Annotated in this window: 19 protein-coding genes; 6 read left to right on the plus strand and 13 right to left on the minus strand. The window is 61.1% G+C overall.

What is annotated here, in order from left to right; all coding sequences use genetic code 11:
- Positions 1 to 78: 78 nt before the first annotated feature.
- Together ACFQ6Y_RS17110 and ACFQ6Y_RS17115 are read left to right on the plus strand one after the other, a co-directional pair.
- Complete coding sequence (locus tag ACFQ6Y_RS17110; RefSeq protein ID WP_378547441.1) at positions 79 to 666, plus strand: TetR family transcriptional regulator; 588 nt, start codon at positions 79 to 81, stop codon at positions 664 to 666.
- A 45-nt stretch (positions 667 to 711) separates the two neighbouring features.
- A complete protein-coding gene (locus ACFQ6Y_RS17115; protein ID WP_378634936.1) occupies positions 712 to 1,848 on the plus strand; it encodes a GIY-YIG nuclease family protein in 1,137 nt (378 codons plus the stop codon).
- A gap of 86 nt (positions 1,849 to 1,934) precedes the next feature.
- Here ACFQ6Y_RS17115 and ACFQ6Y_RS17120 read toward each other — a convergent pair whose 3' ends face one another.
- From ACFQ6Y_RS17120 to ACFQ6Y_RS17135, 4 genes are all read right to left on the minus strand, one after another.
- Positions 1,935 to 3,152, minus strand: coding sequence for a Dyp-type peroxidase (locus tag ACFQ6Y_RS17120; protein ID WP_378634941.1), 1,218 nt, complete (start codon positions 3,150 to 3,152; stop codon positions 1,935 to 1,937).
- Complete coding sequence (locus ACFQ6Y_RS17125; protein ID WP_019747182.1) at positions 3,145 to 3,645, minus strand: copper chaperone PCu(A)C; 501 nt, start codon at positions 3,643 to 3,645, stop codon at positions 3,145 to 3,147. The genes ACFQ6Y_RS17120 and ACFQ6Y_RS17125 overlap by 8 nt, the downstream gene beginning before the upstream one ends.
- A 25-nt stretch (positions 3,646 to 3,670) precedes the next feature.
- Positions 3,671 to 5,101, minus strand: coding sequence for a PepSY-associated TM helix domain-containing protein (locus ACFQ6Y_RS17130; RefSeq protein WP_378634946.1), 1,431 nt, complete (start codon positions 5,099 to 5,101; stop codon positions 3,671 to 3,673).
- Between the two features lie 109 nt (positions 5,102 to 5,210).
- Entirely contained in the window at positions 5,211 to 5,741 is a 531-nt protein-coding gene (locus ACFQ6Y_RS17135) for a hypothetical protein (RefSeq protein ID WP_029254615.1), read from the minus strand.
- A 192-nt stretch (positions 5,742 to 5,933) separates the two neighbouring features.
- On the opposite strand from ACFQ6Y_RS17135, the gene ACFQ6Y_RS17140 reads away from it, so the two are divergent.
- Together ACFQ6Y_RS17140 and ACFQ6Y_RS17145 are read left to right on the plus strand one after the other, a co-directional pair.
- A complete protein-coding gene (locus tag ACFQ6Y_RS17140) occupies positions 5,934 to 6,977 on the plus strand; it encodes a cellulase family glycosylhydrolase (RefSeq protein ID WP_378634950.1) in 1,044 nt (347 codons plus the stop codon).
- Between the two features lie 403 nt (positions 6,978 to 7,380).
- A complete protein-coding gene (locus tag ACFQ6Y_RS17145) occupies positions 7,381 to 8,547 on the plus strand; it encodes a MinD/ParA family protein (protein ID WP_378535562.1) in 1,167 nt (388 codons plus the stop codon).
- Between the two features lie 36 nt (positions 8,548 to 8,583).
- Here ACFQ6Y_RS17145 and ACFQ6Y_RS17150 read toward each other — a convergent pair whose 3' ends face one another.
- From ACFQ6Y_RS17150 to ACFQ6Y_RS17160, 3 genes are all read right to left on the minus strand, one after another.
- A complete protein-coding gene (locus ACFQ6Y_RS17150; protein ID WP_378634954.1) occupies positions 8,584 to 9,618 on the minus strand; it encodes a hypothetical protein in 1,035 nt (344 codons plus the stop codon).
- A gap of 201 nt (positions 9,619 to 9,819) precedes the next feature.
- Complete coding sequence (locus ACFQ6Y_RS17155; protein WP_378634958.1) at positions 9,820 to 10,902, minus strand: M48 family metallopeptidase; 1,083 nt, start codon at positions 10,900 to 10,902, stop codon at positions 9,820 to 9,822.
- A gap of 77 nt (positions 10,903 to 10,979) precedes the next feature.
- The gene (locus ACFQ6Y_RS17160) at positions 10,980 to 11,183 is read right to left on the minus strand and encodes a hypothetical protein (RefSeq protein WP_378448744.1); all 204 of its coding nucleotides are present in this window, start codon (positions 11,181 to 11,183) and stop codon (positions 10,980 to 10,982) included.
- Between the two features lie 145 nt (positions 11,184 to 11,328).
- Between ACFQ6Y_RS17160 and ACFQ6Y_RS17165 the strand changes: the two genes are divergently transcribed.
- Positions 11,329 to 11,484, plus strand: coding sequence for a DUF6131 family protein (locus ACFQ6Y_RS17165; RefSeq protein ID WP_003945912.1), 156 nt, complete (start codon positions 11,329 to 11,331; stop codon positions 11,482 to 11,484).
- On the opposite strand, the gene ACFQ6Y_RS17170 is transcribed toward ACFQ6Y_RS17165, so the two are convergent.
- Entirely contained in the window at positions 11,478 to 12,656 is a 1,179-nt protein-coding gene (locus ACFQ6Y_RS17170) for a glutamate--cysteine ligase (RefSeq protein WP_378634963.1), read from the minus strand. The two genes, ACFQ6Y_RS17165 and ACFQ6Y_RS17170, sit on opposite strands and share 7 nt — an antisense overlap.
- Before the next feature lie 1,266 nt (positions 12,657 to 13,922).
- Here ACFQ6Y_RS17170 and ACFQ6Y_RS17175 point away from each other — a divergent pair.
- On the plus strand, positions 13,923 to 14,648 hold the full coding sequence (locus ACFQ6Y_RS17175) for a GntR family transcriptional regulator (protein WP_378634968.1): 726 nt from the start codon (positions 13,923 to 13,925) through the stop codon (positions 14,646 to 14,648).
- Here the strand turns inward: ACFQ6Y_RS17175 and ACFQ6Y_RS17180 are convergent.
- Genes ACFQ6Y_RS17180 through ACFQ6Y_RS17200 form a run of 5 tightly spaced genes read right to left on the minus strand, consistent with a single transcriptional unit; the run spans position 14,608 to position 19,629 of the window.
- Positions 14,608 to 15,876 (minus strand): NAD(P)/FAD-dependent oxidoreductase, encoded by a 1,269-nt coding sequence (locus ACFQ6Y_RS17180; protein ID WP_378634971.1) that lies wholly within the window; start codon positions 15,874 to 15,876, stop codon positions 14,608 to 14,610. The two genes, ACFQ6Y_RS17175 and ACFQ6Y_RS17180, sit on opposite strands and share 41 nt — an antisense overlap.
- Positions 15,877 to 15,889: 13 nt before the next feature.
- On the minus strand, positions 15,890 to 16,735 hold the full coding sequence (locus ACFQ6Y_RS17185) for a M55 family metallopeptidase (RefSeq protein ID WP_378634974.1): 846 nt from the start codon (positions 16,733 to 16,735) through the stop codon (positions 15,890 to 15,892).
- Positions 16,736 to 16,787: 52 nt separating this feature from the next.
- A complete protein-coding gene (locus ACFQ6Y_RS17190) occupies positions 16,788 to 17,882 on the minus strand; it encodes a serine hydrolase domain-containing protein (protein ID WP_378634979.1) in 1,095 nt (364 codons plus the stop codon).
- Positions 17,879 to 18,670 carry a creatininase family protein gene (locus tag ACFQ6Y_RS17195; protein WP_378634982.1) on the minus strand — a complete coding sequence of 264 codons (792 nt, stop codon included), beginning with the start codon at positions 18,668 to 18,670 and terminating at the stop codon, positions 17,879 to 17,881. Before ACFQ6Y_RS17195 ends, ACFQ6Y_RS17190 begins: the two co-directional genes overlap by 4 nt.
- Complete coding sequence (locus tag ACFQ6Y_RS17200; protein ID WP_378634986.1) at positions 18,670 to 19,629, minus strand: serine hydrolase; 960 nt, start codon at positions 19,627 to 19,629, stop codon at positions 18,670 to 18,672. Before ACFQ6Y_RS17200 ends, ACFQ6Y_RS17195 begins: the two co-directional genes overlap by 1 nt.
- Positions 19,630 to 19,666 lie beyond the last annotated feature (37 nt).

Genomic DNA, 19,666 nt, shown 5'->3' on the forward strand with positions numbered 1-19,666 from the left:
GACGGTCGGGTCGGGGTGTGAACCGGTGTCGGGCCGCAACCAACCGGACAATGCTGTCCGGTTGGTATCGTAGTGTGCGTGACATCGTCTGGCCGCGTCAATAGCGGATCCCTCAACAGAGGGCCGAGAGATGCGGCGCGCAATCGTGCGGCGCTCATCTCGGCAGCTCGCGAGGTGTTCGCCACTCATGGTTTTGCTGCTCCGCTCAGCCTGATCGCCCGCACGGCAGGCGTCGGCCAGGGCAGCCTCTACCGGCACTTTCCCACTCGCGAAAGCCTTGCCCTCGCGGTGTTCGACGAGAACCTCGTCGAACTGCAAGACCTGGCTGCCGATCCGGATTCGACTCTCGACGATCTTTTTCGTTTGTTGGTCGACCAGATCACCACCTCCATCGTGTTCGTGGAGGTCATCAAGCCCGTCTCCTTCGGCGACTCTCGACTGAATTCGGCAGGCACCCGCCTGACCGATCTCCTCGAAGGACGCCTCGCGGAGGCGCGTCGAGCTGGAAAGATACGCGAGTCCGTCACTGCTGAGGACGTGATCCTGGCGATCGCCATGTTTGCCGCGATCATGGAACGGACCGCCGAGAGCTCGCGAAGAGAAGTCGCGCACTCGGCGTGGAACCTTCTTGTGCAGGGACTGGCCGGACCGGCAGCGGCGGGCTGAGACGCGTTCGCCTCGCGCTTCGAAGTGATCGCCTAGGCTCGTGCCATGGCTATTGTCTGGACAGTTCCTCGCGCTATCGGCTCCACCCTGCTCGTTGCTCCGTTGATCAAGGAGTTCCTTGTCGAGGGTGACGGCACCCTCGATGCAAAACTGACTGCGGTCGGTACGGTCTCTGCCTCTCTCGAGAAGCAAGTCGGTCGCACGTTCACCTCGATCAGCGCTGCTTCGGCGGCAATCTTTTCCGGTGCTGCCGGCTCCAGTAGCGTGCCCGACGCACTCCGTCTGGCCGTGATGCGCACTCTGTCCACCGAGGTCGTGGTCCGGAAGCCGGCTCCGCAGCCGTTTACCGAGAAGGTCGGGAAGCGGCTGGGGCAGTATGTCTTTGCGCTGCGCGACCCACGCAACGACCAGGTATTCCATGTCGGACACGGCACGGGAAATCAGGTGTTCGCGCCGGTATTCGAAGCGCTCGGTGAACTCGCGAACCTCGAAGGTGCGGACGGCCCGGCCGAGGCGAATACTGCAGTGACCGCAGCCAAGATCGCTCGGATCCGCGAAATTTACGACGCAGGTTCGGCGGTGGAGCACTTCGTACTTCTCCGCTCGGTCTCTGCCGCTACCGATTCGGCCGCCACCACGGGAGAGATCGTTCGCGGAATCGCGGAAGCATTGCGGATCACCGACGCGGGAGACGGGCTGACCAACCTCGCTGGCGACACGTCGGACAAGGACACCCGTGCGACCCACGTCGAGGAACTCGCCTTGCGGTACTCGGCGGACCCCGCGCCGGAACTCCCGACACCGAGCATCGTCCTTCATGTACCGGCATCGGCTCGTCCGGGAGCAACGCAGGAAGAGATCTACGAACTCGCGCGCGCCGAGTGGTCTGCCGGGGCGGCTGTCCGCGCCGAGATCGGCATCCCGGTTCTGGTGTTTGCGGACAGCATCATTCGTGGTGCATTCCGCGCTCAGTCGTGGGAGGTGTCCACGCGCAACGCCGACGGAAGCCAGCTGTGGCGGTTCAACGGAACCGTCGACGACGAGCTTGCTGCCAAGTACGTCGGAACCGAAGTCACCCCCCACAACGTCGGCCTGAAGAAGTGGCCCGTCAGTGGTTGGGTCACGCGGTTGACCACCGCCCGCCCAGGTGCGGTTATGCCGGGACCTCGTAAGTCCAAGTAAGGCAACAGTTCCAGGTAGGCAACACTGTGGGGCGGGATCCGACCGGATCCCGCCCCACAGTGTTGTTGACGCCCTCGCCAGCGTCGCTATCCGAGCAATCCGCTTCCCAGATAGTCGTTCTCGCTGCATCCCGGCGGAATGAGATACACCGCCGAACCGATCGGCGTTGTCCACTCGTTGAGTGCGTCGAAGTCACTCAACCGCTGTTGGACCGGTAGATACTGCTCGGCGATGTCCCGTTGGAACGCTGCGAAGATCAATCCCGAGTTCGAGGTCTGCCCGATCTCGGGTGCGTCGTCGTAGTTGTACGCCCGACGGAAGAACTGCTCCTTCTCGTGTGTGCGGTGGGCTCTGGCGATGTGTGATCCTGGCGGGATAACCGGAATGCCGAACTTGTCCGTGAGAGTGAAGTCCGCTTCGTCGAATTCGTTGGTTCCGTTGAGCGGAGCGCCATTGGACAAGGTGCGCCCCATGGTGAGTTCGCGCCCCGAGCGGTCGAGTTCGTCCCACGTGTCCATTTCCATACGAATGCGTCGCAGTACCAACGAGGTTCCACCCGCCAGCCACGACTGACCTGCGCCGTCGTGCCAGATCAGTGAATCGAAATCCACTGTTCCCGGAGCAGGATTGACCGTCCCGTCCACCTGGCCCATGAGATTGCGCATCGTGGTTCCCTCAGGCATGGTGCCGCGAGCATTGCGGAATCCCTTTTGCGTCCACCGGATGGTCGTCAATGATCGGACGTTCTTGGTCAGGACTCGCACAGCGTGAGCAATGGTCACCGGGTCGTCGCCGCAGATCTGCAACAACAGGTCCGAGCCGCCCCATCGATCGTCGAGTCGATCGATCGCGTAGCTCGGCAACGGTTCGAACCAATCCGGTTGACGTGCCTGTAATCCCAGCTTGGAGAACAGGCCAGGGCCGTAGCCGACGGTCACCGTCAAGCGGGCCGGATCCACAGCCAGTTCCCGTTCGGTGTCCGCCAGCGCCGGGTTGCCGGCGGTGAGCCGTGACGCGTCCTCGGACCACATCTTCATGATTCCGACGACTACAGCTCGATCGGTTCCCGGCAAGAGGTCGAACCCGATGAAGGTGCCGTGCGCTTGTGGCGTGGTGTCGATGCCGGCTTGGTGGACTCCGTAGAACGGTTCCATGAGCTTGCCTGCTTGCTGCTCGTGTTCGCTGCGCTCGACCACTGTGGTTGCGCCCCAGGTTATTCCCGCGACGCCGAGCGCGGCGGCGCCTCCTCCGAGAAGGCGCCGCCGGCTGAGAGCTCGGCTGGGCGGGTTCGTGTTCTCAGCCACCGTGATTCGGGTCGTAGTTCTCCTGATTACCGGAGAAGTCGCGAATCTGGGCCGTGAACGTGGTGCTGGAACCGTCGTCGTAGATCAAGGTGAGGTCGGTTTCTGCGCCGGGGAGCAGTGGCGCGGACAGGTCCATGAACATCAAGTGGTCACCGCCCGGCGTCAGGGAGGCGGAACCGTTGGCGGGGACCAGGAAACCGCCGTCCTTGGGGCGCATCGTCATGGTTCCGCCGTCGCCGGTCACAACTTCGTGCAGTTCCAGTCGCGACGACGCGGGGCTGGTTGCCGAGACCACGCGCACGTCCTTGTCACTGGAGTTGACGAGTTCGGCGAATGCCGCGCTCATTCCTTCCGGCGCCGCCTTGACCCATTGATCCTGAACGGTGATCGATTGTGCAGCTTCGGTTTCCTTGTCGGAGTTGGAAGAACAGCCGGTCAGAGCGAGAGCCGCGGTGAGTGCAACAGCTGCGAATATCTTTGTACGAACAGTCATGTGTATCTCCGTATTTCGTGAAGTGTCAGGTGGTGGCACGGCGTTTGAACGCCGCAATGCACACGTCGATCAGCAGGAAGGCGAGCAGGCTGATGCCCAGTAGCGGCACGAACCAGCCGACCAACGCCGTGATCGCGACGAGCGCAACGATGCTGATCGGGGAGAGGTTGCGGATTCCGCCACGGGCGGGGACCCGGCCGACTGCCCAGTCGGAGCTTCTGGTGGGGCGTCGGCGCCACCACATGATGTAGCCGCGGATCACGACGCTGACCAGCGCGAGTGCCAATGCGGCGAGTGCGATCTGGTTGGCAAGGCCGAACAGCAGACCCATGTGGAGCTGGATTCCCCAGGCCGAAAGTTTGGCTGCGAGTGGCCAATCCGAGAACCACAACTCGTCGGTGACCTTTTGCGTCGCTCCGTCGATTGCGATGGTGTTGTTGCTGTACACCCAGGGCTGACGTGTCTGGGCGACGGTGAACGCTGTCTCGGCGTTCGCCGGTATCGATACTTCGACCGGACCGGTGATCCCGTTGTATCTTGCGATACCGAGGATTGTGTCGACGCGTCCGACGTTGGTGTCTGTCAGCGTGCCGGTGGCGGCGGGGGCCATGTCGTGACCCTCGTGCCCGCCCGTTGCCGGTGGGGGAGCGTCGCCGAGAGTCTTCACGACGGAGGGCGTCGTCCAACTCAATGCGGTTCTCAGATTGCTGACGTTCTCTCCGGCGTACGTCGACCACGTGAGGCCGGTCGCCGAGAGAAAGACCAATGCAACTGCTATCCAGATGCCGACGACACCGTGCCAGTTCAGGGTCCGGCTTCGTCCGGTGGACGCTCGATCGATCGTGAGCAGTCGAGCGTTCCGGGCGGTGCGGTATCGACGGAACCAGAGGTAGACACCGCCGAGGGCGACCACCCACATCCACGACGCGGCCAATTCGCTGTAGAGGCGGCCGGGTTCGCCCAGATGTAGGTGGCGATGCAGTTGGGAGATCCAGGTTCGTAGTGGCAGCGAACCACTGCTTCCGTACACCGCCAACTCGCCGACCGGCTGTGCGAGCACCGGATCGACGAAGACCGCGAGCCTCTCCGATTCGCCCAGTGACGGATCGGTGAACAGGACCCGGGTGGTTTCGCCGGCGCCAGGCGACGGACGTACTGCCGAGACAGTCAAGTCGGGGCGGTACTGCTGAGCGGAACGGATCTGGTCGTTCAGAGACGCGATCTGTCCGGTGGTGTCGGTCTGGAGGTAGTCGTCGTAAACGAACTTCTCGATGGTGGGCGCCATCGCGTAGATACCGCCGCTCAGCGCGGCGATGAGAATGAACGGTCCGATGAGGATGCCGGCGTAGAAGTGCAGGCGCAGGATCAGGGGTCTGGCGCCGCCAACCTGTTTCTTCGGGGGAGAACTGTCGTTGGACGCGCGCGTCTGTGCGCGCTCCAATTCGGGTGCGGACATGCGTGTACTCGATCCCGCCGTGCGCCTTTATTAACCGCGGGCGGTTAATAAAGGCGCACAGCAAAGTGGCGCACGTATTCACGTGCGTGAAGTGAAAAGGGAAGGTGAGTTACACGAATGCCGGTGGGCCGCGAGTGCCCAGGCCGGAGGTGAGAAGTTGACGCAGAACAACTTTGGCGCGGTATCGAGTCCGCGCAGTGAACGGCGAGGGCTCAGGTGCCCACGGGCGCAGAAGCACTGCGACGATGGCGGCCACCGTCGACGCCGCCACGACGTACCCGCGTTCTGCGCCGCGAATCAGCACTGCGCACACTCCGACGGCAGCGATGTGCGCCGCCAGCATCGGAAGGGACAGGAGCAGTCCGTGCTGATGATCCGAAGCGATGGTCAAAGTCGCGTGACCGATGGCCTGACCCGCAGCGAGCATGAGGGCAAGCAAGAGCGCGGGGGAGCGACGGGTGTCGATGGACGTGACCACCGCGCCGACGCTCGCGCACGCGAGGATCAACAACACCACCGCGCTTTCGGACGGGGCCATGCCGCCGCCACCGAGGGCGTGGGCCGCGACAGAGACCGCGCCGGATGTGCCGCCCACGAAGGCGCCGCGCAGCTGCGCGACATCTTTCGGACCCGGCGTCATACGCGAAAGGATACAGGCAGCTACTACGACGGCTAGTAGTCGAGTCCGGCGCATCGGATTGACGCCGTCGACGGACGCCGTTACGTTCGGCAGACATTCAGGTTTCAATGGGGGAGTGAAATGTCCAGAATGAGATTATTTGCCGTGTCAGCAGTTCTGGGGTTGATGTCATTTTTGATCAACCCACCATCTGTGACTGCCGCGCCAACGGTCTGTCCGGTCAGTGACTACGGCATCGTCTACGCGAATCAATCGTCCGCCCCAGCGGTGCGTGAAGCTGCGCTGAACCTGATCGACAGCGCAGGCGTGAGTTGGGTTCGTATCGATGCGTTTTGGTCGCAGATTCAATCCGGGGGCGTTAATTCCTATAGCTGGGGTCCGCTCGACACGGTCGTGAACGAGGCTATCGCTCACGGAAAGAAGATCATTCTCCTGCCACATACAACGCCGGCGTGGGCTCGACCTGCAGGTGCTCCTGCGGACGACAAGTACGCACCGGCCGACATTTCCAAATATGCGACGTTCGTGAACAAGCTTGTTGCACGCTATGCACCTAAAGGCATCATGTCTTACGAGATCTGGAACGAACCGAATATCAGTATGTTCTGGAAGGACTCGGTTGCTAATCCGAAGCCTAATCCCGTGCGATACGCACAATTGCTGAAAGCGGCTGCTACCTCGGCCCGCTTGGCGAATCCTTCGATCACGATCATCAGCGGCGGTATGTCACCTGCCACGGACGCTGCCGACGGCAGCCAGGTCGCGCCGCTCACATTCTTACAATCCCTGTATACGAATGGTGCACGGTCATCGTTCAACGCTGTCGGGCATCATCCGTATTCGTATCCGGCGCTGCCTACAGACGAACATGACTGGAACTCGTGGTCTCAGATGAGTGTCGAGTCGTTCGCGGGCGGCGGGATCGTTCGGCCGAGCCTTCGCGGAATCATGACTGCCAACGGAGATTCTGCAAAAAAGATTTGGATTACCGAGTTCGGGGCGCCGACAAGTGGGACTCCGGACAGCGTCAGCGAAGCGCGTCAGCTCGAGATCTATCAGTCGGCGATGGCGGACAAGCAAACCAAGCCATGGTTGGGGCCGCTCATCTTCTACCGGCTCAACGACTACGCGCCATACGGAGCAACGACGGATCGAGAGTCGTATTTCGGTGCAGTGAGGTCGGACGGCACCGTCAAGCCGAGTGCTGCATACGTGAAGAGTGTGCTTTGCCCGTGATGAAGGTCGAATGGTAAGAGTGATCCGGTCGGACTGGCAGGAAGCCGAAGGGGCGGGCACTTCGCTCGGAAGCCTGGAATCCTGCAGCAGCTGAACACTTGTCCATGAAGGGAGGGTGATCGCCCAGGCGATCACCCTCCCTTTTCTCGTTTGGTACCAAGGGATTTGCCCTGGCATTGCGGAGAGCTGTTTTCAGCGGCAGATGAAGATATATGTGCCGCATATCGTTACGGCGTTCGTATTTGCTGAGAATGGCGCCAGCGGGGGGACCAAAGTCATCGAAAGGCGGGTGTAACGGTCTGAAGTGCTGTGACGGTATTGAGCAGAGAACGGCAAGCCCGCCAGAGTGATAGCGTCCGAGAGGCTATGTCCGAATTGATTCCGACCTCGACCTAGGAAAACGGTGCGCAGCGATAACAACGGTTCGAATGGCGGAGTCCTGGGGAACAACTCGGGAACGACTAGAGGCGACGGCCTTTTCGACGCGTCCGACGACGGCTACTCAACCTCGATTCGAACTGTCACGTTCACACCGCAATTCGACGAACCAGCCGCAAAACCGTTGCCCAGCCAGCGGATGCGCCAGCAACGTCGTGAAGAGCCCACCGATTTTCGAACCTCGACGCCCAGGCCTATGACCTCCGTCGACGACCTGGACATCATCAAGCGGGCGAAGCGTCCACCTGAACGCGGTTTGGGCAGTGTGTTGTTCAAACTCACCGGCGGTCGCATCAACACTGGGCAGTCGGCTGCCGAACTCGAACACCAAGCTCTGGTGCGCCGTGCCAACCGCACGGTGCGCGGCGTGTACAAGATCGCTTTCATCTCGCTCAAGGGCGGAGTGGGAAAAACCACGGCGGCCAAGACCGTCGGATCCACGTTCGCCTCGATCCGTGGCGATCGGATCGTAGCCATCGACGCCAATCCCGACCTGGGGACTCTGGCTGATCGTGAACGACGTGAACATCATCTGACCGTTCGTGATCTGTTGGCTGACGGCGACATTCGTACCTACAGCGATGTTCGCTACTACACGTCGCAAGGTGACAGCCGGCTCGAAATCCTTGCGAGTGAAGCAGATCCGGAAACTTCGGAGTCGTTCAACGAGCAGGACTACCTCGATACCCTGCGGATTCTCGAGGTGCACTACAATATCGTCATCACCGACTGTGGCACCGGAATCATGCACTCGGCCATGTACGGAATTCTCGACGAAGCAGATGCCCTGGTTGTCGTCAGCCCGACGGCGCAGGACGGTGCCCGTAGTGCAGCAGCAACGCTCAGTTGGCTGACCAAACATGGATACGCAGATCTGGTGAGCAGGTCGGTTGTGGCGATCAATTCGACGCGGCCGGGTTCGTCTTCGCTCGATCTCGACCAGCTCGAGGACGTTTTCGCTCAGCGAGGGGTGCGCGCGGTCAAGACCCTGCCCTACGACGATCACCTCGGCGAGGGCGGTCCGATCGACTTGAAGTTGTTGAACAAGCGCACTGCGCGGGCATATCTGGAGCTCGTGGCAGCGATTGCCGATGGTTTTCCGGACTCGGTGGGCAAGCACGCTTCTCGCTGAGGGTGCTCGCCCCCGAATCTGATCAGAGGTCGTTGTTCAGGGGTGCCGAAGTATTGCGCCGTAGCCGTCGGCGAGAACCAGGCGTTCGTCGATCTGTACCAATTCGGTACCGGTCCCGATTGCGATGTAGGGGAGTACGCGATCGGCGGGCCCGATCAGCTTTCCGCTCGTGACTTCCTTGTCGTCGGGGTCGGTGAGCAGCAGCGTTTCGACCTTGCCCTGCTCGAGTGCGTCGAGGACGCGTGCGGTCCCGTCGATGGAGAGACCGGAGTCCCGTCCCTGCTCTGCGACGTAGCGTTCGGTTTCCGTATCCATTCTGCGCAGCCGCTGCGTGTCGATCAGTTCACGAATCGACTTCGACACCTCTGCGGGTGTCGAACCGACTGAACGCGAACCCTTTTCGACGTCCACCACTCGTAGCGTCGACGGTAGGAGCTGAGCAAAAGCTTTGCGTGACTGTACTTCTCCGATCACGACTACCAGCGCAACCTTGTGTTCACGGGCGAGCGCCGCCGCGCGCTCCACGGCCAGAGTCAGGTTCTTCCGGATGTTCTCCTCCACGAGGCCTTGGCTGTCGGTGTACCGCTCCTGACCGCCGACGTGTGCCTTGTGGACCGGGAAGCCGTCGCCGTCGACCGATTCGCCGTACACGTCACGCCCGCGCGCATCGCGTACGCACAGGTCCGCGCCGGTGTGGTCGACCTTGGCGATGAGGAACGGCTCGGTGTCGTATCCATGCGCGATCAGTGGAATCAGGTAGGGCAACTCGCCCAAGGTTGCGATGGTCGATCCGGCAGGTTCGAGCAGAATGTCGTCGATCAGCACGGCCTCCGGCGTGGCGACGATCGCCCGCCCGGCGCGTCCCGAGATTCCGTGATGGTTGTCCTTCACCTCGTCCAGCCGTGCGATCAGTGATTCGGATGCGCCCTGCTTCGAGAGTTGATTGCGCATCGAGCGCCATTCGAGTTCGAAGCGCTCGCGCGCATCCTCCCGGTTGCGAACGTCCTCGAAGTACACGGAGGCAAACGGGCCGTCACTCGAACCGACCTTCTTCAGTCGCCCAGCATGCATGTCGGCTCCCTTCTGTAGTGGTCCTATGCCGCGTACCCGACAACTGGTGATTCGACACGACTGCTTTCAGTTCGCACGTTTGTTCGACTGCTGGTACTGTCTGTGAACGTGAGGGTGGTGCAGAGGGAAGCCTGCATCACCTTCACGCCAAGAACCCGGGACCTGCCGCCGACTGCCTTCGGTGGCAGGTCCCGATTCTGTTCACTCGGCGTCGTCGGCGCCCTTTGATCTGTCGGAACTCTTGCGCCAGTGGGTAAATCGTTCCTTGATATCCGACGCCACATCGCCGACGCCGTTTCCGACGGCGCCCACCGCGCCGCCCAGTCCGCTGCCGATGTCGCGCACCATTCGGATCAAAGGGTCTTCTGATTCGTCGAAGTTCTGCTTGTAGGTCTTGGCCGCATTCTTGAACTCGTCGCTGATCTTCGCTCCGTCGTCTTCTCCTCGCCGCGGGTAGTTTCCGCGCAGAATTGCGGCGTAGCCTCCACTGTCCACCCACTGCTTGAGTTCTGCGGCGCGAAGTACCGAGAACGGGTGCGAGAGCAGTTCGATGTTGAGGAGCTTGAGTACACCGTCGCGGAGGTCGCCGCTGGCGTCGTACTCGGCGGCCTGGGCCAAGAATGCGTCGATGTCGATTTCACTGACTCGGGATCCGCCCGCCAATTTCATCTGGACGCGGATCGCGGTGTGGACGTCTTGCCCGCACAGCAGTCCGGCGCGATCTCCGGACAGTTCGGACTTGCGCTGCCACTCCATGAGGGCCGCGATGATCGCGCGCAGCGCCCACCCGCCGACGGGCAACCAGCCGATGGTTCCGGCCAGTCGCATCAAATGCATCAGGATGGTCCGATACACAGCATGACCGGACAGCGCGTGGCCAAGCTCGTGGCCGATGATGAACCGCTGTTCCTCGTAGTTCATCACGTCCAGTAAGCCGGTTGTGACCACCATGAACGGCTTGTCCATGCCGATGGTGAAGGCGTTGACCATCGGGGTTTGGAGCACGAACAACTCTGGTGTCTCGTCGGCCTGCAGAATGTCGACGCAGTCGCGTCGCAGGTCGTTGAGGTCGCTGAACTGGCGTTCGTCGACTCGCACGGACGTGGCGAGATACATGAGGCGATGCTGACGTTCTTGGAGCAGACCGGACAGCGTCCGCAGAACGGTGTCGAACCCCCGAAGCGTCCGGAGCGTCACCAATGCAGCCCGATCGGCTGGGTGTTCCCACGCACGCGAGCTGATGTCCGGGAACTCGATTCGGGTGCGATCTGGTGCAGTGGTCATGGTGGCCCCTCACTTCGATGTGTGTCGACTCACCTCCAGGGTAACGACTAGTCGGTTTAGCGTGGATTTTCGGCAGTTCATTCGGTCGGTTGAGGAAGCGTGCAATCCGTCACTTTGGGATTGACGCCGAAATAGTTCAGCGGGCCGGCGACGACGGTGAGCGCGATGGTCCCGACCCCGGCGCAGTTGGTCGGCGAACTGCTGTAGTAGCCGCGCTGGCCGGCCGCGACGGCCCCGACGATCAGCCAGATCAGAACGATCAGAGTCACAATTCTCATCATGGCGTGCTCGATTCTTCAAATATTGTGGTGCCCAGCGAAATACCCGGTCAGAGTGGGTATGAAACGCTCGACTGACGGGTATCCACGGTGTATGCGGCTCGAGGCGGGCGTATCCGCCCGAGTGAACGCACTGAAGGAGCTTGTCATGATCATCCTCGGCGTAATCCTGCTGATAATCGGCTTCGTGGTGAACATTCCGATCCTGTGGACGATTGGTGTCGTCTTGCTGGTGATCGGAATCATCCTGTACGCGCTGGGCGCGGCCGGGCATGCCATCGGTGGTCGGCGGCATTACTACTGATCCGGAGGCGGGCCGCCATGCGCATCCATGCCCGCCGGCGCGGTCGGGAGGGTGCGTCGAACGGCACGCGCGATCAGTTCCCGAAGGCAGACCTGGCGCAGCGTTCGATGTTGCCAGTCGCTGCCGCTACCGGTGACCAACTTGTGGCGCAGCGCCGACTCCACACTCGCGTACTCACCCGTCTCGTGGAGTGAGTCGCGGAGATGGATCAGGAGTCGGCGAAACAGCTCCGTGGCCGAAATTCTTTGTGCGGTAACCGGATCGATCAGTGTTCCCAGGATGCCCTCCTTCGCGGACACCCATGTCGCGATGCGGAGACTCTCGAGAGAAGCGCGCGGTGCGGGCACGCCTTTGTCTACGGCGCGCAGCGCAGTGGCGACCAGAGCACGCACAAGTGTCGCAAGCAGCACGGCGTCGTCGACCGTCGGTTGAACGTCGCAGACCCGGATCTCGACGGTAGGTAGGTGGCAGGACGGTCGGATATCCCAGTAGGCCATCCGCTTGTCGAGCATCACTCCGCAATCCACCATCATCGCGACCGCGGTGTCGAAGTCCTCGGCGGTCTCGAAGTACGGCGGCGGTCCGGCCACGGGCCACCTGGACCACTGAACCGCTCGCCAACTCGCGAATTCTGTGTCGACTCCTTGGTGGATACGGGAATTGGCGCTCAGGGCAAGCAAGGCCGGTAGCCAGATGCGCACGTGATTGCAGACCTGCACTGCCTGAGCTTGATCAGCGACGCCTACATGGATGTGGCAACCGCAGATGCTCTGTTCGGCAGCGAGGGCGCCGAAGTGTTGCCCCATCTGCCGGTAGCGAGGCGAGTCGCTTATCTCGAAACGGGAAGGTCCCGAAAGCGGTGCGCCGACGGCCAACAGCCTGCAGCCGTTCAACTCGGCCGCCTTCCCCGCGAGCTGACGCATGTCGATCAGGTGGGTTCGGAGCTCGTCGATGCCCTGGCACACGGGAGAGTTGGTCTCGACTTGGCAGCGGGACAGTTCGAGCTGAAGATCCAAACCCAGTGTCGACGCGGTTTCCGCAACCGCGGCATTGTCGGTGGACGGCAACCACGATGTCGGGTCGACGAGGATGAATTCTTCTTCGACGCCGATGGTTGGGGTCGTCGATTCGTAGCGGCCGGCGGTGGATCCCGTCGAGCAGGTGGCGCTCATGCTCGCGTCTACCCGGTCGGTGGAAGGCGGAAACAGACACGAGGAAGCCCCGTTCTCGTCGGGAGAACGGGGCCTGTGGTCGGTCTTGCCAACATCTCGGAAGCGTCAACGAGCCCTTGCACACCGTGTGAATCTGGGGACTGGCGTGCCTGGGAAAACGTACTGTGCCGGACTCGGTAAAACGAGACCCCCAGGCATGTCTCACCCCCTATTTCACCCTCGGGTGAGCTTGCCCGTACGCCCGCACACCTGTGGTCGAGTCGCGGATCATGTCCTGGCGTACTGCCGTGGGGCAGCCTCGGTTCTGTCCGTGGAGTCGGCCAGTTATCGGGCCGATTTCGGAGAAATGTGAACTCATCTAAACTAACGTCCAACAATTGGATATGAAATTTTGGTGGAGCATGCGCGCTCGGTGACTTAGTGCAGGCGCGATCAGTTAATCGCGCGCACAGTATCAATTGAAGCTCTCGAATTCTTGAACTGGTATTGCGTTCGATCAGCGGGAATCACTAGTGGTTACATGTGAATTCCAAAGATGTGGAGAGGTGTCAAGGATAGTGGTGCAATCGATTCGTTATCGCGGTCGAATGTCCGACAGAACTGCATACCTTCTATGTCGAAACTTCGTCTACCTTGCAGTCTCTGATTCAGGCTTTCGCCAGGAATATCTATGGAAATCGACGCGACCAGAAATTTTTCTCAAAGATTACCCACCTGTGAATTGGGAACTATTCGTAGGTCGTGGATGAGGGGAATATTGCTTGTAGGGCTGTTATTTGCGGCAATTTGCTCACATCTTGCTGAATGGGGAATTTGCAGTCGAAGTGTTGCCTGGTCGAGAAAAAATCCCATTGATGCTTTACATTGGGAATTGCAAGATGCACGTTTCATCCTCCAGTGTTAAACGAAAGGACGAACGCAATGGGTAGCTTGGAAGATTTCGACATCGCGACACTTCTTCAGAAGGTCATCGCATTCTTCGACGGATTCTCGTCGGACGAGACTGACCCTCCCACGGGCTAAGACTTACCGAAGCCGCTGCGCATCCTGGTGACACCGGATGCGCAGCGGTTCTCCGTATCCGGCTCTCATCTGCCGATCCGGCCGGAGACTGCGATCGGCACGTCGAGCACCTCCGGCGCCGACGCGCCTCCCTCTGTCGTCCGGCCGTGGTGGGAACCTGCGTAACCGCGAGCTGGAACGATCTTTGTCACATAAAATGTTAGGTATTACATATTGGACATCGATCGGTATTAGGGTGCAGGTATGGGGACGAAGCAGCCGGCCGGTTCAAGCGCAGATCGTAGTACCCGCGACGAAAAGCAGAGTGCCGTATTCCAACCACTGGCACGGACCAGCTTGCGCAGCGATGCCACGAGACTGCTTCGGGCTCGGATCTCGAGCGGTGAACTCGAGTCCGGCCGGCTCTACGCGATTGGAGACATCGCTGCGCAGCTCGAAGTCTCGCCCACTCCGGTACGCGAGGCTCTACTCGATCTGAAGAGCCAAGGTCTCATCGAGATGGTGAGGAACCGCGGCTTTCGCATCGTCGAACTGACGGATGACGAACTCGAGGAGATCGTCGAAGTTCGGTTGATGCTCGAGCCACCTGCAATGGCGAAGGTTGCTGTGCTCGAACCCCCGTTGGATCTCACCGATCTCTGGACGCTGAGCAAGCGCGTCGAGAACGCCGCGGCTGAGGGGGATCTGGTCTCCTTCCTGACCCTCGACAAGGACTTTCACCTGGAACTGTTGGCTGCACTGGGTAACGCACGGCTGGTCAAGGTGGTGGAGCAGTTGCGCGATCAGACCCGACTGTCCGGGCTCAAAGGCATTGCGGGCAGCAAGGATCTGGTCGGGTCCGCGCGAGAGCACGATCAACTCCTGAAGGCGTTGGAGTCGCGAGACCCGGTTGCGGCCGAAGCTGTCATGACTGCACACCTCCACCACGTCAGCGGATTGTGGGCCGGACGTGCCGAAAAGTCCGACTGAAGCGGTCCACCCCGAACGCACCAGCATAGGCGGGGAGGCTTCGGCCGAACACGCTGCGAGCGACCAACTCTCCGGTGACGGGGCCGAGGGTTATACCCAGCATCGCGTGGCCGGTCGCGACGGTGACATTCGGATGGTGAGTTAAGCGACCGATGACGGGCATTCCGTCCGGTGTCATCGGACGTAGCCCCGACCACGGGACTGCGTTCTGCGGACGTTCCCAGTTGTCGAAATAGTCGGCCGCCGAGGTCAGTATTCCTCCGGCCCTTCGCCTGTCGATGTGTTCACTTCGGCCACCGAATCCCATGGTGCCGGCCAGTCGGGTCGCGCCGGACAACGGCGTGACGGCAACTTTGGCTTCCGATAGATACGACGCCCGAACTCCAGCGGGGAACATCGGTGGAACATCAAAACCATAGCCTTTGCCCGATTGGACGGGGAGCGTGTACCCGAGGGCACGGACCACGTCTGCGCTCCAGGCGCCCGCGGCGACCACAAAATGATCCGACGTCATCGGCCTGTCTGCCCCAGACGCCGTCACGTTACCTGTGAAGTCTGCCGACAGCGTGAGTTCGGTGCCTTCCATGATCTCGACTCCCAGGCTCTCGCATTGCGCGATCAAGCTCTCGATGAAAGCTGCAGGGTCGAGGAATCTTTCGTTGGGACAGACGATCCCACCGAGAACCGAGTTCGAGAGTCCCGGCATCATCTGAGCCGTTCGGGCACTGGTCAGTACGTCGAATTCGTCACCGCCGAGTGCTCGCACCAGCGTCATTTCTTCGGCGTGAGAATCGAGCGACTTCTGTGTACGAAACAGCTGCACCAACCCGGATCGGTGGTTCTCGAACTGCAGCCCGGAGCGCTCGAGTTCGTCGAAAAGCTCGAAAGTCCGATGATTGAGTGCCATCAGATTTCGCAGACCGGATTCGAATTTCGTTGTAGTGCAGTTGCGAAGCATCGCAATCATGAAGGAGACGAAGCGAGGGTCACGGCTAGGGCGGATGTACAGTGGGCTGTCAGGACGCAGAATCCACTTCAGCGATTGGGTCAGTACTCCGGGCGCGGGGACGGGTGCTGACATGCTCGGGACGACCCACCCGGCATTGTGTCGCGATGCGCCGGCTCCTGCAGTCCTCGCGTCGACGACACAGACCTCGGCTCCTTCGGCAGCTAAGGCCAGCGCCGAGCACAACCCGATCGAACCCGCACCGATAACGGTCACTCTCATAGAAATTTGCCCTCTACTGACGGTTGGCGATCGTCATCTGCCCGCGGAGGCCGGCAGATGCCAATTGATAGTTGACGGTGATCAGTCCGATGATGTCGTCGACGGTGTCCAAGCGATGCTCGATGGTTCGATCTGACGTTCGCCGAGAACCTGGGACACCCTCCGCCATCTCCGCAGCAGTTGTTGTCGGGTGAACGATTTCGAGTACCCACTCGTCGCGCAACTCCGTCGGCTTCAACGAGTCACACTGTTGCACAGCTCGTCTGGATGCATCGCGAATGGCTGCGCACGCCAGAGTCGGCGGCAGTGAGTTGGTAGCCGACCACCCGTGCGCTTGTTTCACCACGACGGTTTCGGTCGAAGGAGATGTAGCGCTGACCAACCCGCAGATCACGTCGTCTCCAGTGACCAAGCCGACCGGCACGCCGTGGGTAGCCGCGTAGAGCGAGTTCACATCGCTTTCCGACACGGTCCTGCCGTCGAGGCGAACATCCGTGAACAGAGCCGAGAACGTATGTGCCAGCACACCCGGACCACCCGCAGGAGCGTGGTAGCCGACAAAAAGAGCCACGTCGTGTTCAGTGGTGAGACCCTCTGCCATGCACTGCAGCTTCGGCGATCCGAACAGAACCCGCGCCCGCGGATCCAGTTCGGCGTGCAGCAGATTGTCCATCGTTCCATGACTGTCGTTGACGAGCACCGATTGCGCGCCCGCGTCGAATGCTCCGGCGATTGCTGCGTTGGCCTCGGCTGTCATCAGTGCTTGCGCACATTGGTATCCGTGACCTCCACGAACTATCTGGTCGAGCGTCGCGATTCCTGCGATGCCTTCCATGTCCACCGAAATGTAAACGTGCATAGTGAGACTCTCCGTCTGTCGATTGTCTTCGCGACTACTCGGTCCGAGGTGGTCAACCGTTCGGGATGGACAAAGCTTCTCGTACCGTATTCGCCAGGACGATCGAGGCAGGCACCTCGGGAGGCGTCGTGGCAACCAGTCGATTCTTCGTGAGCGCGAAACTCAAACCGTAGTCCGGATCGGCGAACCCGTACGAACCGCCGAACCCGCTGTGGCCGAATGAATTCGACCGTCCGCCCATCGCAATCCCTTTGTCGCCCAGTAGATAACCCAAACCCTTGCGGACCGGCGCCTTGTGCGTTTGATCGTACGCATCGGTTTCCAACGTCGTTGTAAGAGTGGTCCGCGCCGGCGGGAGTAGACGCACTCCGTCCACACCATCGCCGATCAACGACGCGTAGTGTCTCGCCAACGATCGGGCGGAGGTGATGGCGCCTCCGGCAGGTACCGCGGATGCCTGAATCGACGGGGTGTTGAAGAGTTCGGCCATGATCCGAGTATCGGGGCTCGACGCGGGACCGGTCAGAACTGATTCGTCATTCGCGAGAACTGCGATGCGGTCCTTCACCGAAGCGGGAACGCCGAAGAACAGATCCGTGATACCTAAAGGCTCGCAGATCAGTTCGGTGACGATCTGGCCGAAGGGCTTTCCGTACACGCGACTTGCTACCTCGCCGAGAACGAATCCGGAAGACAGTCCGCGGTACGCGGTCTCGCTACCCGGAATCCACATGGCCTCGGACTCGGCCAGGCGAGCGCAGGTGCCGTCCCAGTCGTCGAGGTGAAAGTCGTGTGTGATGTCTTGGACTCCGGAGGTGTGTACGAGGACCTGTCGAATGGTTGCCTCTCTCTTGCCGTTCTGTCCGAACTCCGGCCAATAGTCGCTCACCCGTGCGTCGTAGTCGAGTTCGCCGCTTTCGGCCAGCAGATGCACCGTCGTATACATCAGACCTTTGCTGCACGAGAAGATCGGGAACAGGGTGTCACTTCGGACAGGCGCATTTCGAGTGGGTTCGGTGTGTCCGGACCAGGCATCGACGACCAGCTGACCATGCTGGTACACCGCCACCTGGATGCCGAGTTGGGTGTCTGCGCTGACCATTGCGTCGAGCTCGGCCTGCACCACCCGCTGTACGTCGACAGTCATCTTTCGCGTCCTTCGTACTTTGCGATCTCGGTACAAAAGTATTCCGAGACAACGGTGGTCAGTGATTCGAGATACCGTTCGCCGCGTGACGCCAGTGCGGCGGCGGGGTCGCCCAGAATGCCGTTCACCGACAATGCTTTTGTCCCGCCGTCGAACAACGCGGCGGCAGTGTCCTTGTCGAAGCGTCCGAGGAATCCGGGCTCGGCGGCGGTCATGTCGACGAGGTCGGGTCGCAGTGCGAGGACTATCGATGTTTCGAAATCGCCGGCATGAGAACCGCAGGCTTCGGGAGAGATCGAATCCTGGTCAGCCACTGCTTCGAAAGCCGCGAGCAACTGGAGAAGGTCGGTGTGTGCATGAATCCGTGTCTCGCCGATCCGGGGCCCGACTCTCTCGATCAGATGCGCGAGGGGTTCGAAGTTACCTCCGTGGCTCGAGATGACGAGGATATTGTCGAACCCATGAGCGGCGAGACTGCGAACATAGTCTTCGACCACGTCGAGAAAGGTTGCTTCGCGTAGGGAGACCGTTCCGGGGAAGGACATGTGGTGCGGGGAAACCCCGAATGCGATGGTGGGCGCCACCATCGTCGCCCCGATCCGTGCGGCGACGGCAAGCGAAGTGGCAGTGCCGATCAGGGTGTCGGTGGACAGGGGCAGGTGCGGGCCGTGTTGTTCGGTCGCTCCCACTGCGAAGATGACGTTGCGGATCCCGTCGTTCATCGTCTCTTGCATCTTGGTCCACGTCATCTCCGCCATCGAGGGGGGTGCGCCGAGCATGACGGTCATCAGGCTGTTACCGCTGTCGCAGCGGCGTCTCGGCTTGCGTTCCGAAGACTGTCGATCGCAAGTGCGGCGATCTTCCCGATTGCCGCGTCCACCTTGCTGTTACGCATGTTGTTGTTCTTGTCCCTCAGGAAAATGGCTACAACGTAGACGTCCCCGTCGCCGAAGTCGACGACACCCACCTCGTTGCGAACGCCGGCCAGGAACGTGCCGGTCTTGCCGGAGATCGTCGGGCCGTCGACGTACGCGGAGGAGAGTCGGTGAGGCGCGAACTGCAGTCCCATTACTCGCCGCACTTCGGCACAGGCTTCGGCGTCAGCGGCCTTGTCCGTCCAGATGAGGCTGAGCAGTTCGGTCATCTCGCGCGGGGTGCTGGTGTTTCCGCCGCGCGCGTTCAACGATTCGCCTGCTGCGATTGCCGCGACGAACTCGTCTTCGGGCAGCCCGAACGGGTTACCGGTGGACGTGTTCTGCAATGTTGCGTATTTCTCGGTCGAGAGTTCCTGGAGAGCAAGCGAAATGATGCCTTCGCAGTCGGTGGTGATGTCGGTCGAGTTCAGTCCGAGCGAGCGCAGTCGACGCATGATGCTCTCGGTACCGACCATCTCTTGCAGGATGTCGGTGGCGGTGTTGTCGCTGACCTGCATCATGAGTAGCGCCAGATCCCGGATGGATACTTCGACGTCGTCCGTCATCGCTGAAATCCCGGACGGCCCGATGGTGCGCCTGTCTGCAGGGACCTTGATTCGGTCGGCCAGTTGTAAGCGTCCCTCGGATGCCTGGGCGGCGACCTCGAGCATGACGGGAACTTTGTAGGTCGAGGCGGTTACCGAACGCGCATCAGCGGCGGAACCGATTTCGAACTTCCCGTCGAGACTGCGGACGTGAAACGCGACGGAGGCGTTTGCGTCGTCGCACACGTCGGCGATGGAGGCGAGGATCCTGAGGGGATTGGTGCTCATGGTCTTCCGTTCCGGGTAGTTGTTGGAAAGGCGAATG

This window comes from Rhodococcus sp. NPDC056516, assembly GCF_042794655.1.
Lineage (GTDB): Bacteria > Actinomycetota > Actinomycetes > Mycobacteriales > Mycobacteriaceae > Rhodococcus_F.

Coding starts and splice junctions, on each gene's coding strand:
- ACFQ6Y_RS17135 (WP_029254615.1), bottom strand. CDS start 5,741: ATGACGCCGGGTCCGAAAGATGTCGCGCAGCTGCGCGGCGCCTTCGTG.
- ACFQ6Y_RS17200 (WP_378634986.1), bottom strand. CDS start 19,629: ATGAGCACCAATCCCCTCAGGATCCTCGCCTCCATCGCCGACGTGTGC.
- ACFQ6Y_RS17155 (WP_378634958.1), bottom strand. CDS start 10,902: ATGACCACTGCACCAGATCGCACCCGAATCGAGTTCCCGGACATCAGC.
- ACFQ6Y_RS17115 (WP_378634936.1), top strand. CDS start 712: ATGGCTATTGTCTGGACAGTTCCTCGCGCTATCGGCTCCACCCTGCTC.
- ACFQ6Y_RS17195 (WP_378634982.1), bottom strand. CDS start 18,670: ATGACCGTCATGCTCGGCGCACCCCCCTCGATGGCGGAGATGACGTGG.
- ACFQ6Y_RS17170 (WP_378634963.1), bottom strand. CDS start 12,656: ATGAGCGCCACCTGCTCGACGGGATCCACCGCCGGCCGCTACGAATCG.
- ACFQ6Y_RS17190 (WP_378634979.1), bottom strand. CDS start 17,882: ATGACTGTCGACGTACAGCGGGTGGTGCAGGCCGAGCTCGACGCAATG.
- ACFQ6Y_RS17125 (WP_019747182.1), bottom strand. CDS start 3,645: ATGACTGTTCGTACAAAGATATTCGCAGCTGTTGCACTCACCGCGGCT.
- ACFQ6Y_RS17160 (WP_378448744.1), bottom strand. CDS start 11,183: ATGATGAGAATTGTGACTCTGATCGTTCTGATCTGGCTGATCGTCGGG.
- ACFQ6Y_RS17175 (WP_378634968.1), top strand. CDS start 13,923: ATGGGGACGAAGCAGCCGGCCGGTTCAAGCGCAGATCGTAGTACCCGC.
- ACFQ6Y_RS17185 (WP_378634974.1), bottom strand. CDS start 16,735: ATGCACGTTTACATTTCGGTGGACATGGAAGGCATCGCAGGAATCGCG.
- ACFQ6Y_RS17150 (WP_378634954.1), bottom strand. CDS start 9,618: ATGCATGCTGGGCGACTGAAGAAGGTCGGTTCGAGTGACGGCCCGTTT.
- ACFQ6Y_RS17165 (WP_003945912.1), top strand. CDS start 11,329: ATGATCATCCTCGGCGTAATCCTGCTGATAATCGGCTTCGTGGTGAAC.
- ACFQ6Y_RS17180 (WP_378634971.1), bottom strand. CDS start 15,876: ATGAGAGTGACCGTTATCGGTGCGGGTTCGATCGGGTTGTGCTCGGCG.
- ACFQ6Y_RS17130 (WP_378634946.1), bottom strand. CDS start 5,101: ATGTCCGCACCCGAATTGGAGCGCGCACAGACGCGCGCGTCCAACGAC.